10 protein-coding genes are annotated in these 14169 nt (G+C 70.8%); 8 read left to right on the top strand and 2 right to left on the bottom strand.

Annotated elements, in window-relative coordinates:
• Positions 1 to 5 precede the first annotated feature (5 nt).
• The 6 genes from ABT085_RS06190 (at position 6) to topA (ending at position 9526) form a co-directional block, all read left to right on the top strand.
• Positions 6 to 440 carry an ATP-binding protein gene (locus ABT085_RS06190; protein WP_351602689.1) on the top strand — a complete coding sequence of 145 codons (435 nt, stop codon included), beginning with the start codon at positions 6 to 8 and terminating at the stop codon, positions 438 to 440.
• 310 nt (positions 441 to 750) lie between these two features.
• Entirely contained in the window at positions 751 to 3156 is a 2406-nt protein-coding gene (locus tag ABT085_RS06185) for a sodium-translocating pyrophosphatase (RefSeq protein ID WP_351602687.1), read from the top strand.
• A 218-nt stretch (positions 3157 to 3374) separates the two neighbouring features.
• On the top strand, positions 3375 to 3983 hold the full coding sequence (locus ABT085_RS06180; protein ID WP_351602685.1) for a small secreted protein: 609 nt from the start codon (positions 3375 to 3377) through the stop codon (positions 3981 to 3983).
• A 146-nt stretch (positions 3984 to 4129) separates the two neighbouring features.
• Entirely contained in the window at positions 4130 to 5716 is a 1587-nt protein-coding gene (locus ABT085_RS06175; protein ID WP_351602757.1) for a DUF7059 domain-containing protein, read from the top strand.
• Positions 5717 to 6245: 529 nt separating this feature from the next.
• Positions 6246 to 6446: a hypothetical protein gene (locus ABT085_RS06170; RefSeq protein ID WP_351602683.1), complete on the top strand. Its 201-nt coding sequence runs from the start codon at positions 6246 to 6248 to the stop codon at positions 6444 to 6446.
• Between the two features lie 242 nt (positions 6447 to 6688).
• Positions 6689 to 9526 (top strand): type I DNA topoisomerase, encoded by a 2838-nt coding sequence (topA, locus tag ABT085_RS06165; RefSeq protein WP_351602681.1) that lies wholly within the window; start codon positions 6689 to 6691, stop codon positions 9524 to 9526.
• Positions 9527 to 9698: 172 nt separating this feature from the next.
• On the opposite strand, the gene ABT085_RS06160 is transcribed toward topA, so the two are convergent.
• Both ABT085_RS06160 and ABT085_RS06155 read right to left on the bottom strand, forming a co-directional pair.
• Positions 9699 to 10604 carry a tRNA (adenine-N1)-methyltransferase gene (locus ABT085_RS06160; protein ID WP_351602679.1) on the bottom strand — a complete coding sequence of 302 codons (906 nt, stop codon included), beginning with the start codon at positions 10602 to 10604 and terminating at the stop codon, positions 9699 to 9701.
• A gap of 74 nt (positions 10605 to 10678) precedes the next feature.
• Positions 10679 to 12193 carry a site-2 protease family protein gene (locus ABT085_RS06155; protein ID WP_502982652.1) on the bottom strand — a complete coding sequence of 505 codons (1515 nt, stop codon included), beginning with the start codon at positions 12191 to 12193 and terminating at the stop codon, positions 10679 to 10681.
• 195 nt (positions 12194 to 12388) lie between these two features.
• Between ABT085_RS06155 and ABT085_RS06150 the strand changes: the two genes are divergently transcribed.
• Positions 12389 to 13336, top strand: coding sequence for a RecB family exonuclease (locus ABT085_RS06150; RefSeq protein WP_351602677.1), 948 nt, complete (start codon positions 12389 to 12391; stop codon positions 13334 to 13336).
• Between the two features lie 14 nt (positions 13337 to 13350).
• Positions 13351 to 14022 carry a response regulator gene (locus ABT085_RS06145; RefSeq protein ID WP_162470060.1) on the top strand — a complete coding sequence of 224 codons (672 nt, stop codon included), beginning with the start codon at positions 13351 to 13353 and terminating at the stop codon, positions 14020 to 14022.
• Positions 14023 to 14169: the final 147 nt, after the last annotated feature.

Below are 14169 nucleotides of genomic sequence, written 5' to 3'. Positions count from 1 at the left end.
GATGCATGGCCACCGTTGAACTCCGCTTCAGCGCGCTGCCCGAGCACGTCAGGACCGCCCGACTCGTGGCGGCGGCGGTGGCGCGCAGGGCCGGGGTGGACGAGGCCGTCCTCGACGAGGTGCGGCTCGCCGTCGGCGAGGCGTGCTCCCGTGCCGTCGGACTGCACCAGAACGGCGCCATCACCGCGCCGATCCAGGTCCTGCTGATCGAGGAGGAGAAGCAGTTCTCCATCGAGGTCGGGGACGAGGCGCCGCACGCCCCCCGGGAGGGCCCGGTCGGCGACGTGGTCGAGGATCCGGACATCGAGGCCGAGGAGGACGAGATGGGTCTCGCGGTCATCAGCGGACTCGTCGACGACGTGGAGGTGACCGCCGGACAGAACGGCGGACGCATCCGTATGACCTGGCCGACCACCCCGCCGGCCGCCGCGTCGGCCTGACGCCGGCTCCGCGCTTCACCGCATCACCCCCGTTCGGGCCCTGCTGAGCAGGGCCCTTCGTGTTTTCCTCACCCGTTTGCAGGAATGCGTGAAGAAATTCACGATCAATCGGGCGATCATTTGATCAAGCGCCCGTGCGGGCGTCAATGCTTTTAGGGCATTACCTCTTTCGGGTTCGATGGCGTGACCTCGATCATTTGCTGTAGAGCAAGTGAAGGCTAATTCCGTTTACCGCGCCCTGTTTTGATCAGGTTCCGGTACCTAGAATCCGTCCACATCTTGAGCTCAGCCCAAGCGTCAAGGAGGACGAATGGCGGGGCTTTCTACCCCTCAGCAGTTCGATCACCCCACAACCTTCGCAGCCGCAGTTCTGACCGACGACAACCGCGTCCTGGTGATGGTCATCGGTGTCGTGGCGCTGGCCGCCCTCGTGGTCGCGGGCGTCCTGGTGCGCCAGGTGCTCGCCGCGGGCGAGGGCACCGACAGCATGAAGAAGATCGCGGCAGCGGTCCAGGAAGGTGCCAACGCCTATCTGGCCCGGCAGTTGCGCACACTCGGCGTATTCGCCGTGGTCGTCTTCTTCCTGCTCATGCTGCTGCCCGCGGACGACTGGAATCAGCGGGCCGGCCGGTCGATCTTCTTCCTGATCGGCGCCGGCTTCTCGGCGGCCACCGGCTATATCGGCATGTGGCTCGCCGTGCGCAGCAATGTGCGTGTCGCCGCGGCGGCCAGGGAAGCGACCCCGACGGAGGGTGAGCCGGAAAAGGACCTCACCACCGTCTCGCACAAGGCAATGAAGATCGCTTTCCGTACGGGCGGCGTCGTCGGCATGTTCACGGTGGGGCTCGGTCTGCTGGGCGCCTCCTGCGTGGTGCTGGTGTACGCGGCCGACGCCCCGAAGGTGCTCGAGGGATTCGGCCTCGGCGCCGCCCTGATCGCCATGTTCATGCGAGTCGGCGGCGGCATCTTCACCAAGGCGGCCGACGTCGGCGCCGACCTGGTCGGCAAGGTCGAGCAGGGCATCCCGGAGGACGACCCGCGCAATGCCGCGACCATCGCCGACAACGTGGGCGACAACGTCGGCGACTGCGCGGGCATGGCGGCCGACCTGTTCGAGTCCTACGCGGTGACCCTGGTCGCCGCGCTGATCCTCGGCAAGGCGGCCTTCGGCGACTTCGGTCTCGCCTTCCCGCTGCTCGTGCCGGCGATCGGCGTCGTCACCGCGATGATCGGCATCTTCGCCGTGTCCCCGCGCCGCACCGACCGCAGTGGCATGTCCGCGATCAACCGGGGCTTCTTCATCTCCGCGGTGATCTCGGTCGTACTGGTCGCGCTGGCGGTCTTCGTCTACCTGCCGTCGTCGTACGCGGGTCTCGACGGTGTCACCGACGCGGCGATCAAGGGCAAGAGCGGCGATCCGCGCATCCTCGCCCTCGTCGCGGTGGCGATCGGCATCGTGCTCGCCGCCGTCATCCAGCAACTGACCGGCTACTTCACCGAAACCAGCCGCCGCCCGGTCAGGGACATCGGCAAGACCTCTCTGACCGGCCCGGCCACCGTCGTCCTCGCCGGTATCTCCGTCGGCCTGGAGTCGGCCGTCTACACCGCTCTGCTGATCGGCCTCGGTGTGTACGGGGCCTTCCTGCTCGGCGGTACGTCGATCATGCTGGCGCTGTTCGCGGTGGCGCTGGCCGGCACCGGCCTGCTCACCACGGTCGGTGTGATCGTCGCGATGGACACCTTCGGCCCGGTCTCCGACAACGCCCAGGGCATCGCCGAGATGTCGGGCGACGTCCAGGGGGCGGGCGCCCAGGTGCTCACCAACCTGGACGCGGTCGGCAACACCACCAAGGCCATCACCAAGGGCATCGCCATCGCCACCGCGGTGCTGGCGGCGTCGGCGCTCTTCGGGTCGTACCGTGACGCGATCACCACCGGAGCGCAGGACGTCGGCGAGAAACTCACCGGAGCGGGCGCGCCGATGAGCCTGATGATGGACATCTCGCAGCCGAACAACCTCGTCGGCCTCATCGCCGGCGCGGCGGTCGTGTTCCTGTTCTCGGGACTGGCGATCAACGCGGTGTCCCGGTCGGCCGGTTCGGTGGTGTACGAGGTGCGGCGGCAGTTCCGTGAGAAGCCCGGGATCATGGACTACACCGAGACCCCGGAGTACGGGAAGGTCGTCGACATCTGCACCAAGGACGCCCTGCGCGAACTCGCCACGCCCGGACTGCTGGCCGTCATGGCACCGATCTTCATCGGTTTCACGCTCGGCATCGGCCCGCTCGGCGCGTACCTCGCGGGCGCGATCGGGGCGGGGACGCTGATGGCGGTGTTCCTCGCCAACTCCGGCGGTGCCTGGGACAACGCCAAGAAGCTCGTGGAGGACGGCCATCACGGCGGCAAGGGCAGCGAGGCCCACGCGGCCACGGTGATCGGCGACACGGTCGGCGACCCCTTCAAGGACACCGCCGGCCCCGCGATCAACCCGCTGCTGAAGGTGATGAACCTGGTGGCGCTGCTGATCGCGCCGGCCGTCATCAAGTTCTCCTACGGTCAGGACAAGAGCATCGGCGTGCGGATCATGATCGCGGTCCTCTCGCTCCTGGTCATCGTGGTCTCGGTGTACATCTCCAAGCGGCGCGGAATCGCCGTGGGTGACGAGGAGAACGCCGAGCGGGCCTCCAAGTCGGCGGATCCTGCGGTGGTTTCGTAGGCGGTCCGGGCGAGGCCTGGCTCACGGGCGGGCGGTGGCGGGCGCTGGGGGGGGGGGGGGGGGGGCTGCCCGCCCCCCCGCCCCCGCCCTCTTGTGTGTTCGCGCCCCTGCTCGTGAGCCTTCTCTCACTTGGTGCAAATGGCTACATCAGTGCCCATAAAGGGCATTCGTCTCGGGTCCGTCGTCCGCGCGGCGTGTATGTTCCGGGGCCGAGAGCCATGGAAGGGACCAATCCGGTGAACAAGAAGCTCGCGGCCGCGCTGTCCGGCGGTGCGGTACTGGCAATGGCGCTGTCGGGATGCGGCAGCAGCGACGACGGCAGCAGCGCGAAGCTGAGCGCCTGGGCCAAGCAGGTCTGCGACTCCGTCCAGCCCCAGGCCAAGAAGATCGCGGCCGCCAACGCCGCCATCCAGAAGCAGACCTCGGACAACAGCGCGCCGGAGGACGTCCAGAAGACCGACTCCCAGGCGTTCCAGGACATGTCGGACGCCTACAAGGCGATCGGCGCCGCCGTCGACCAGGCGGGAGCCCCGGACAGCGGGGACGCCAAGAACGCCGAGCAGAAGCAGCAGGGCGCGGTCAAGGAGCTCAACGACATCTCGGCGTCGTACGCCTCCCTGAAGAAGCAGGTCGACGCCCTCGACACCAAGGACCAGGCCAAGTTCGCCGACGGCCTGAAGGACGTCGCCACCGAGCTCGACAAGCTGAGCAAGAACGGCAACGGCGCCCTCAAGGAGCTGGAAGCGGGCGACGTCGGCAAGGCGATGGCCGAGCAGGCGAGCTGCAAGTCCGCCGCGTCCTCGTCCGCGGCGGCGACGGCGGGCTGACCCGGCCCGGACCCCCCATACGCCCAGAGGCCCCGGTACGCGCGCGTGCCGGGGCCTCCAGGCAGGTCCGTGCACGTTCCGCCGGAGTACGCACGGTGGGGGACGGAGGTGCGGGCGCGATCGCGCCGTCGGCCGCAGCGGACACAATGCCGTCGGCCGCAGCGGACACAATCCGGAGCGGACACAATGGGGACGTGAGCAACTCCACCGACTCCACCCTCATCCCCCTGCCCTCCGCCGACCGTCCCGACGTCGTCGCCGGTCTGCGCGACGCCCTGCTCGGTGCCTCCTTCACCGCCGACGGACTGCTCGAACTGCTCGGCGCCCCCGCGTACACGGCGCTGGCGCGCAGCGAGACCGTCCCCGCGCTCCGGGCGACCCGTGGGGACACGCCGCTGGAGACGCTCGTCCGGCTGTTCCTGCTCCAGCAGCCCGTGCCGCACGCGCGCGTGGCGGGTGTGCTGCCCGTGGACGCGTGTCTGGAGAGCGGCTGGCTGGTGCGCACCGGCGGGGACGAGGTCGCCGCGGCCGTGGACGTACGGCCGTTCGGCGGACCCGACGGCGAGGACTGGTTCATCGTGTCGGACCTGGGCTGCGCGGTCGGCGGCGCGGGCGGCATCGGCGGCCGGGGCCAGCAGGCGGACACCGCCGTGGTCCTCGGTGTCGGCGGTGCGTCCACGACCCTCGCAGGCATCACCGTCCGTACCCCCGTCGGCTCCGCGCTCGACCTCGGCACGGGCTCCGGGATCCAGGCGCTGCACGCCTCCCGGCACGCCACGCGGGTGACGGCGACCGACCTCAACCCGCGTGCCCTGCACATCACCGCCCTCACGCTCGCGCTGTCCGGCGCACCGGCCGCCGACCTGCGCGAGGGCTCGCTGTTCGACCCGGTCCGGGACGACGAGACGTACGACCTGATCGTCTCCAACCCGCCGTTCGTGATCTCGCCGGGCGCCCGGCTGACGTACCGCGACGGCGGGATGGGCGGGGACGATCTGTGCCGCACGCTCGTTCAGCAGGCGGGACAGCGGCTGAACGAGGGCGGGTTCGCGCAGTTCCTCGCCAACTGGCAGCACGTGGAGGGGGAGGACTGGCAGGACAGGCTCAGGGCGTGGGTCCCGCGCGGCTGTGACGCCTGGATCGTGCAGCGCGAGGTGCAGGACGTCACGCAGTACGCCGAGCTGTGGCTCAGGGACGCGGGCGACCACCGCAGCGACCCGGTCGAGTACCAGGCGCGCTACGACGCATGGCTGGACGAGTTCGAGGCACGCAAGGTGAAGGCCGTCGGCTTCGGCTGGATCACCCTGCGCCGGACGGCCGCCGAGCCCTCCGTCACCGTGGAGGAGTGGCCGCACTCCGTCGAACAACCGCTCGGCGACACGATCCGGGCGCACTTCGACCGCCTCGACTACCTGCGGGGGCACGACGACGCCGCCCTGCTCGCCGGTCACTTCAGGCTCGCCGCCGAGATCGTCCAGGAGCAGGTCGGGCTGCCCGGCGCCGAGGACCCGGAGCATGTCGTGCTGCGCCAGCACCGGGGCATGCGCAGGGCCACCAAGGTGGACACGGTCGGCGCGGGCTTCGCGGGCGTGTGCGACGGCTCGCTGAGCGCGGGCCGCATCCTCGACGCCATCGCCCAACTCGTCGGCGAGGACCCGGTGCTGCTGCGCGACCGCACCCCCGCCCAGATCCGCCTGCTGGTGGAGCAGGGCTTCCTCGAACCGGAGCGGTGATCCGGCGCCCGGGTGGCTCTGCGGCCCCGTGACCGGCTGACCTCGTGACCGTGCCGTGCGGCTCCCGCCGCGCGGCATCCCGGGCGTCCGCGTCGGTATCGCGGGCGTCCGCCTCGGCGTCCCGCTCCGGGACGTGAAACCAGCCAACATGCCGCCGGCGCCGGACGCTTCGGGCGGCGCCCACGCAGCGCTCGCATAGCGCCCGCACGGCGCCCACGCAGCGCCCGCACGGCGCCCACGCAGCGCCCGCACGGCGCCCACGCAGCGCCCGCACGGGCTGATGCGAATCCCTGCGCGCACGTGCGTCGTCGGTCACGGCGTCGCGGTCCACGGAAACAAGTTCGAGCCGGCCGCGCAGCCGACGCGAGGACGACCGGAAAGAAACCCTGTCCGGCACGGCCCGAGGCGGTGGCGGGATCACGGCCGCGTCGGCCCCGCGTTCACCCCGGGTTCTTCTGCGCGCCGCCCACGCGTGGCAGTCTCCTGGCAGCGGCCCGTCGAAGGCCGCGGAAAAGGGGCGCGGCAGACCATGGAGAGCGGGCCGGCGATCTTCACCGGAGCGGTGTTCGCCCTGTTCGGAACCGGGTTGCTGGTGTGGACCGCGACCCGCGTCAGGCGTCGCGAACCCGTCGCCCTCGGTGTGAACCCGGTCGCATCGGCGACCCTCGCCGCTCTCGCCGGAGTGGCCGCGCTGGTCCTCGCCGCATGGTGTATCGCCCGCGTCCGATAGCCGCCCCGGCCTCCTCCTGCCAGTAACTGGGAGGTCACACTCCGGATCTACCCGAAAGGGCTGGTGGACACTCCGGGCGGCAGGAATGGCGGTAGTCGGGTTACCGTTCGAGTGGCCGTTGCGGGCTTTTCCCGTTTGACACGGGGACGGGATGTACCGTCACACTCCGCAGCGTCACCATGACCCGACCCCGGGAAGAAGGCCTGGGGAGGCCCCAGCGTCGACCGGAGAGAAGAGCGAAGTTGTCCCCGACCAGCGAGACCGCACAGGGCGGCCGCCGACTCGTCATCGTCGAGTCGCCTGCCAAGGCGAAGACGATCAAGGGCTATCTCGGCCCCGGCTACGTCGTCGAAGCGAGCGTCGGGCACATCCGCGACCTCCCCAACGGCGCCGCGGAGGTGCCCGAGAAGTACACCGGCGAGGTCCGTCGCCTCGGGGTGGACGTCGAACACGACTTCCAGCCGATCTACGTGGTCAACGCTGACAAGAAGGCCCAGGTCAAGAAGCTCAAGGACCTGCTGAAGGACTCCGACGAACTCTTCCTGGCCACCGATGAGGACCGCGAGGGCGAAGCCATCGCGTGGCACCTCCTCGAAGTGCTGAAGCCCAAGGTCCCGGTCAAGCGCATGGTGTTCCACGAGATCACCAAGGACGCGATCCGCGAGGCCGTGGCCAACCCGCGCGATCTGAACAAGCGCATGGTCGACGCCCAGGAGACCCGCCGCATCCTCGACCGCCTCTACGGCTACGAGGTGTCGCCGGTCCTGTGGAAGAAGGTCATGCCGCGGCTGTCGGCAGGCCGTGTCCAGTCCGTCGCCACCCGGCTCGTCGTCGAGCGGGAGCGCGAGCGCATCGCGTTCCGCTCCGCCGAGTACTGGGACCTGACGGGCACCTTCGCGACCGGCCGCGCGGGAGACCCGTCGGACCCGTCCTCCCTGGTCGCCCGCCTCCAGTCGGTCGACGGCAGGCGGGTCGCGCAGGGCCGCGACTTCGACTCCCTGGGCCGGCTCAAGAGCGCGAACATCCTCCACCTCGACGAGGCGAACGCCCGCGCCCTGGCCGCCGCCCTGGAGAACACCCGGTTCGCCGTCCGGTCGGTCGAGTCCAAGCCGTACCGCCGCTCGCCGTACGCCCCGTTCCGTACGACGACGCTCCAGCAGGAGGCCAGCCGCAAGCTCGGCTTCGGCGCCAAGGCCACCATGCAGGTCGCGCAGAAGCTGTACGAGAACGGCTACATCACGTACATGCGTACGGACTCCACGACGCTGAGCGACACCGCGGTCACGGCCGCCCGCGCCCAGGTCACGCAGCTGTACGGCGCCGACTATCTGCCGGCGCAGCCGCGGACGTACGCCGGGAAGGTCAAGAACGCCCAGGAGGCGCACGAGGCGATCCGCCCTTCGGGTGATCGTTTCCGCACCCCCGCCGAGACCGGTCTGACCGGCGACCAGTTCAAGCTCTACGAGCTGATCTGGAAGCGGACCGTCGCCTCGCAGATGAAGGACGCGGTCGGCAACTCCGTCACGGTGAAGATCGCCGGCGCGGCCGCCGACGGCCGGGACGTCGAGTTCAGCGCCTCCGGCAAGACGATCACCTTCCACGGCTTCCTGAAGGCGTACGTCGAGGGCGCCGACGACCCGAACGCCGAACTCGACGACCGCGAGCGCCGGCTGCCGCAGGTCGCCGAGGGCGACGCGCTCACGGCCGAGGAGATCACGGTCGACGGGCACGCCACCAAGCCCCCGGCCCGCTACACCGAGGCCAGCCTGGTCAAGGAGCTCGAAGAGCGCGAGATCGGCCGCCCGTCGACGTACGCGTCGATCATCGGCACCATCCTCGACCGCGGCTACGTCTTCAAGAAGGGCACGGCCCTCGTGCCGTCCTTCCTGTCCTTCGCCGTGGTCAACCTTCTGGAGAAGCACTTCGGCCGGCTCGTCGACTACGACTTCACCGCGCGGATGGAGGACGACCTCGACCGCATCGCCCGCGGCGAGGCGCAGGCCGTGCCGTGGCTGAAGCGTTTCTACTTCGGCGAGGGCGAGGCGGTCGGAGCGGCCGACGCGGGCAACGGCGACGGCGACCACCTCGGCGGTCTCAAGGAACTGGTGACCGACCTGGGCGCGATCGACGCGCGCGAGGTGTCGTCGTTCCCCGTGGGCAACGACATCGTGCTCAGGGTCGGCCGCTACGGCCCGTACATCGAGCGCGGGGAGAAGGACGCCGAGGGCCACCAGCGCGCCGACGTGCCGGACGACCTGGCGCCGGACGAGCTCTCCGTCGACTTCGCGGAGGAGCTGCTGGCCAAGCCGAGCGGCGACTTCGAGCTGGGCGCCGACCCGGAGACGGGCCACCAGATCATCGCCAGGGCCGGCCGCTACGGGCCGTACGTCACCGAGGTGCTCCCCGAGGGCACCCCGAAGACCGGCAAGAACGCGGTCAAGCCGCGCACGGCCTCCCTCTTCAAGTCGATGTCGCTGGACACGGTGACCCTCCAGGACGCGCTCCAGCTGATGTCGCTCCCGCGCGTCGTCGGCACCGACGCGGAGGGCGTGGAGATCACCGCGCAGAACGGCCGCTACGGCCCGTACCTGAAGAAGGGCACGGACTCGCGGTCGCTCCAGACCGAGGACCAGCTCTTCACGATCACGCTGGACGAGGCGCTGGCGATCTACGCCCAGCCCAAGCAGCGTGGCCGTGCGGCCGCCAAGCCGCCGCTGAAGGAGCTGGGCGTGGACCCGGTCAGCGAGAAGCCGGTCGTGGTCAAGGACGGCCGCTTCGGGCCGTACGTCACCGACGGCGAGACCAACGCGACCCTGCGCTCCGGCGACAGCGTCGAGGAGATCACCCCGGAGCGCGGCTTCGAACTGCTTGCCGAGAAGCGCGCCAAGGGTCCCGCCAAGAAGACGGCCAAGAAGGCGCCCGCGAAGAAGGCCCCGGCCAAGAAGGCCGCCGCGACGAAGACGGCCGCCAAGAAGACCACGGCGGCGAAGAAGACGACCGCCACGAAGAAGACGACCGCCACGAAGAAGACGGCCGCCGCGAAGACGGCGACGGCTTCGAAGACGAGCACGGAGGACTGACCGGACGGGCGGGGGGGGCCGGGGGGGGCGGGGGGGTCCCCGGGGGCGGGTGGGGCCCGGTGGGGGCCTGCGGCCACCGCGTATGCCCGGTCGGCGAGTTCCTGGGTGGGGTGGGGCAACTCGGCCACGGCGCGGTGTTGTTGGGGCGGCGGGGGCCGCCTCGGGGTGTCGGCTAGCGGCCGGCGGCGCCTCCGTCGGCGTTGGGGCCGGCGTAGTCCTCGCCGTAGGCGCCCTTGGCGGGGCGGCGGCGGCGCATGGGCGGCTCGACGCCGTCGGCGAGGCGGCGGGCGGTGAGCAGGAAGCCGGTGTGGCCGATCATCCGGTGGTCCGGGCGGACGGCGAGGCCCTCGATGTGCCAGTTGCGGATCATCGTCTCCCAGGCGGTCGGCTCGTTGAAGCAGCCGATCTCGCGGATGGACTCGACGGTCCGGGCGAGCTGGGTGGTGGTGGCGACGTAGCAGCACAGGATGCCGCCGGGGACGAGGGCCTTGGAGACGGCCTCGAGGCATTCCCAGGGGGCGAGCATGTCGAGGATGACGCGGTCGACGTCGGTGTCGCTCAGGTTGTCCTGGAGGTCGCCGACGGTGAGCTGCCAGGCGGGGTGGGGTCCGCCGAAGTAGCGCTCGACGTTCTGCCGGGCGATGTCGGCGAAGTCCTCACGGCGCTCGTAGGAGTGCAGCATGCCCTGGTCGCCGATGGCGCGCAGCAGGAAGCTGCTGAGCGAGCCGGAGCCGACGCCCGCTTCCACGACGCGTGCGCCGGAGAAGATGTCGGCGAAGGCGAGGATCTGCCCCGCGTCCTTGGGGTAGACCACGGCGGCGCCGCGGGGCATGGACAGGACGTAGTCGGGGAGCAGGGGGCGCAGCGCGAGGTAGGCGACGTTACCGGTGGTGCGGACAACGCTGCCCTCGGGTGAGCCGATCAGTTCGTCGTGCGGGAAGGAACCCTTGTGGGTGTGGAAGTTCTTCCCGGCTTCGAGCGTGAACGTGTAGTGGCGGCCCTTGGGGTCGGTCAGCTGAACCTGGTCCCCGACCTTGAAGGGCCCGCGCCTGCGGGCGGCACCGGTCGGTTCGGACATGTGACCAGCCTACCGGTCCCGGGAGGGGCCGCCGACCATGCGGGCGGTGTGAGGGCGGGGCTGTGGGGCGGGTCTCAGCTGGGGCGGGCCATGGCCTTGACGAAGGCGCGCTCGACGTCGGCGGCGGACAGGACGCCGTAGATCTCTCCGGTGTCCTCGACGACGAGGTATTCGGTGGCGGGGGTGGCGCGCAGGACGTCGAGGAGTTCCTCGCCGGAGAGTTCGGCGGAGACGCGCATGCCGTCGGTGAGGTCCTGGGCGAGGCCGCTGACGGCGACCCAGGGGCGGCGGTGTTCGGGTACGCCGACGATGGCGGCCTCGCGGACGAGGGAGAGGGGTTCGCCGTGGGCGTCGACGACGACGAGGGCGCGGGCGCCGGCGGCGTTGGCGCGGCGGAGGGCTTCGGAGAGGGGGGTGGTGGTCTCGACGGGGACGGCGCGGCGGGTGAGGTTGCGGGCGCGCAGCTCGGGGAGGTGTTCGCGCAGGCGGGCCATGCGCAGGCTGTTGCCGGCTCCGGTCCAGATGATGGCGGCGAGGATGGCTGCGAGGAGGGCGTCGAAGACGGTGTCCATGCCGACGCTGTCCTCTGCGGTGGAGCCGAGGGCGCCGGACTGGGTGAGCAGGGGCAGGCCGATGAGGACGGAGACGGCGAGGGCGCGGCCGACCCAGGCGGCGGCGACGGTGCCGCTCATGGCGCGGCCGGTGATTTTCCAGACGACGGCGCGGAGCATGCGTCCGCCGTCGAGGGGGAGGCCGGGGAGCAGGTTGAAGGCGGCGACGATGAGGTTGGAGATCATCAGGCCGGCGAGCAGGACGCCGGGGACGGTGCCGGGTTCGACGGGTCGCATGGCGAGGTAGAAGAGGCCGGCGAGGATCAGGGAGAGCAGGGGGCCGACGAAGGCGAGGACGAATTCGCGGCCGGGGGTCTCGGCTTCCTTCTCGATCTCGGAGACGCCGCCGAAGAACTGGAGCTGGATGCGGCGGACCGGGAGTTTGAAGCGGAGGGCGGCGACGGTGTGGGCGAGTTCGTGGACGAGTACGGAGGCGTAGAAGGCGACGGCGAAGAAGAGGGAGACCAGGTAGCGGGCGGCGCCGAGGTCGGGCAGGACGCGGTCGAGCTGGTTGCCGAAGACCCAGGTGATCAGAGCGGCGACGAGGAACCAGCTGGGTGCGACGTAGACGGGTACGCCGAAGGGGCGTCCCATGAGGAGTCCGCCGCGGGGTTCGGGGGCGCGTCGGGTCGGCCGGTTGTGGCCGGCGGGTGAGTGCGCGAGGGTGCGTCGGCCGGGGGTGTCCGGGGTGTCGTGGCCGGTGCCGGTGGGGGCTGTGGGCGTGCCGGGTGCGGGGGCGGGCGCTTCGGGTGCGGCGGGGTCGGGCGTGGTCGGGCCGGTGTCCGTGGGGGTGGTGTCCGCGGGGGTGTCCGGGGTGGGGTGGGTGCCGGGGCCGGTGGGTTCTGCTCCGGCGGTCCGGTCGCGTGGGGTGGGGTCCGGGTGTACGGAACCGTCTGCCGGGGCCGGGTGGCCCGGGTGGCGCTCGGCCGGTTCGTCGTTGCCCGGCCGCGGCCGCCCGCTCCCGCCGCTCTCGTCCACGATGTCCCCTCGTTCGAAGCGTCTTCCGCGCCTGCCGGACGGAAGGTCTGTGGTCGATGGTATGCGGCCGTGGTGACGCGTTCGGCCCCGGCACCCCCTGTGTTTGCCCGGTCGCCCCCTGCCGCGGTCGCGGCGGGGCTGGGTCGTTGTCGGTGGCTGGGTCGTTGTCGGTGGCTGGCCGTATGGTCTGTGGGCATGGAGACGAGTGCGCAGGGTGCCGGACGGCCGGACGACGGCGGTACGGCAGGGCAGGACCCGCAGGCTGTGGTCGTGGGGGCGTCGGTGCCGGGGGCGCGGCCGCCCGCGTCGTTGTCTCCGTCGCGTGCGAGTGACTTCATGCAGTGTCCGTTGTTGTACCGGTTCCGGGTGATCGACCGGTTGCCGGAGCGGCCGAGCGAGGCGGCGACGCGGGGCACGCTGGTGCATGCGGTGCTTGAGCGGCTGTTCGACGCGCCGGCCGTGGAGCGGACGGCGCCGCGGGCGAGGTCGTTGGTGCCGGGTCAGTGGGAGCGGTTGCGGGAGAGCCGTCCCGAGGTGGTGGAGCTGTTCGCGGACGATCCGGGGGGCGAGCGGCTGGCGCGCTGGCTGGGTGAGGCGGAGCGGCTGGTGGAGCGCTGGTTCACGCTGGAGGATCCGACGCGGCTGGAGCCGGCCGAGCGGGAGTTGTTCGTCGAGGCGGAGCTGGAGTCGGGGCTGACGCTGCGCGGGATCATCGACCGGGTCGATGTGGCGCCGACGGGCGAGGTGCGCATCGTGGACTACAAGACGGGCAAGGCGCCGCGGCCGGAGTATGCCGAGGGTGCGTTGTTCCAGATGAAGTTCTACGCGCTGGTGGTGTGGCGGCTGAAGGGGGTGCTGCCGCGGCGGTTGCAGCTGGTGTATCTCGGCAGCGGTGATGTGGTGACCTACGATCCGCTGCCCGCGGATCTGGAGCGGGTGGAGCGCAAGCTGCTGGCGCTGTGGGAGGCGATCCGGCTGGCGACGGAGACGGGTGAGTGGCGGCCGCGGCCGACGAAGTTGTGCGGTTGGTGCGATCACCAGGCGCACTGTCCGGAGTTCGGGGGTACTCCCCCGCCGTATCCGCTGCCGGTGAGGGCGGAGGCGTCCGGGGAGCGGGAGCAGGGCAGAATGGGGCCGGACTAGCGAAGGAGATCTACGTGGCCATCCGCGTCCTGCTGGTGGACGACCAGCCGCTGCTGCGTACGGGCTTCCGGATGATTCTGGAGGCGGAGGTGGACATCGCGGTCGTCGGCGAGGCGGGCGACGGTCTGCAGGCGCTCGATCAGGTGCGGGCCCTGCAGCCTGATGTGGTGTTGATGGACATCCGTATGCCGCGGATGGACGGTGTGGAGGCGACGCGGCAGATCACGGGTCCGGGGCGGGACGGCCCGGCGAAGGTGCTGGTGCTGACGACGTTCGATCTCGACGAGTACGTGGTGGAGGCGTTGCGGGCGGGGGCCAGCGGGTTCCTGCTGAAGGACGCGCCGGCGAACGAGTTGGTGCAGGCGATCCGGGTGGTGGCCGGTGGTGAGGCGATGCTCGCGCCGAGCATCACGCGGCGGCTGCTCGACAAGTACGCCACGCATCTGCCGTCCGGGGACGAGCCGGTGCCGAACACGCTGCACACGTTGACGGACCGTGAGGTCGAGGTGCTGAAGCTGGTGGCGCGGGGGTTGTCGAACGCGGAGATCGCGGCGGATCTGTTCGTCAGTGAGACGACGGTCAAGACGCATGTCGGTCATGTGCTGACGAAGCTGGGGCTGCGTGACCGGGTGCAGGCTGCGGTGTACGCGTACGAGAGCGGGTTGGTGCGTCCCGGCGCGCAGTAGGGGCGGTCCGTCGGGCCGTGTGACATACGGATGAAGGGCGCTCCCTCTCGGAGGGACGCGGTTGATGACATTGCTGAGCAGCGAGCGAAGCGCCGAGCCGCAGCACGCGAGCAGGCCAGTGGCTGACGGCCCCCTGTACGGCTGGCA

Source organism: Streptomyces sp. NPDC002265, from assembly GCF_040296125.1.
Lineage (GTDB): Bacteria > Actinomycetota > Actinomycetes > Streptomycetales > Streptomycetaceae > Streptomyces.
This window is presented reverse-complemented; position numbering and strand designations above follow the sequence as displayed.

What these genes read in the sequence shown, in the direction of transcription:
- ABT085_RS06190 (WP_351602689.1), top strand. Translation starts at nt 6, where the DNA reads ATGGCCACCGTTGAACTCCGCTTCAGCGCGCTGCCCGAGCACGTCAGG.
- ABT085_RS06185 (WP_351602687.1), top strand. Translation starts at nt 751, where the DNA reads ATGGCGGGGCTTTCTACCCCTCAGCAGTTCGATCACCCCACAACCTTC.
- ABT085_RS06180 (WP_351602685.1), top strand. Translation starts at nt 3,375, where the DNA reads ATGGAAGGGACCAATCCGGTGAACAAGAAGCTCGCGGCCGCGCTGTCC.
- ABT085_RS06175 (WP_351602757.1), top strand. Translation starts at nt 4,130, where the DNA reads ATGCCGTCGGCCGCAGCGGACACAATCCGGAGCGGACACAATGGGGAC.
- ABT085_RS06170 (WP_351602683.1), top strand. Translation starts at nt 6,246, where the DNA reads ATGGAGAGCGGGCCGGCGATCTTCACCGGAGCGGTGTTCGCCCTGTTC.
- ABT085_RS06160 (WP_351602679.1), bottom strand. Translation starts at nt 10,604, where the DNA reads ATGTCCGAACCGACCGGTGCCGCCCGCAGGCGCGGGCCCTTCAAGGTC.
- ABT085_RS06150 (WP_351602677.1), top strand. Translation starts at nt 12,389, where the DNA reads ATGGAGACGAGTGCGCAGGGTGCCGGACGGCCGGACGACGGCGGTACG.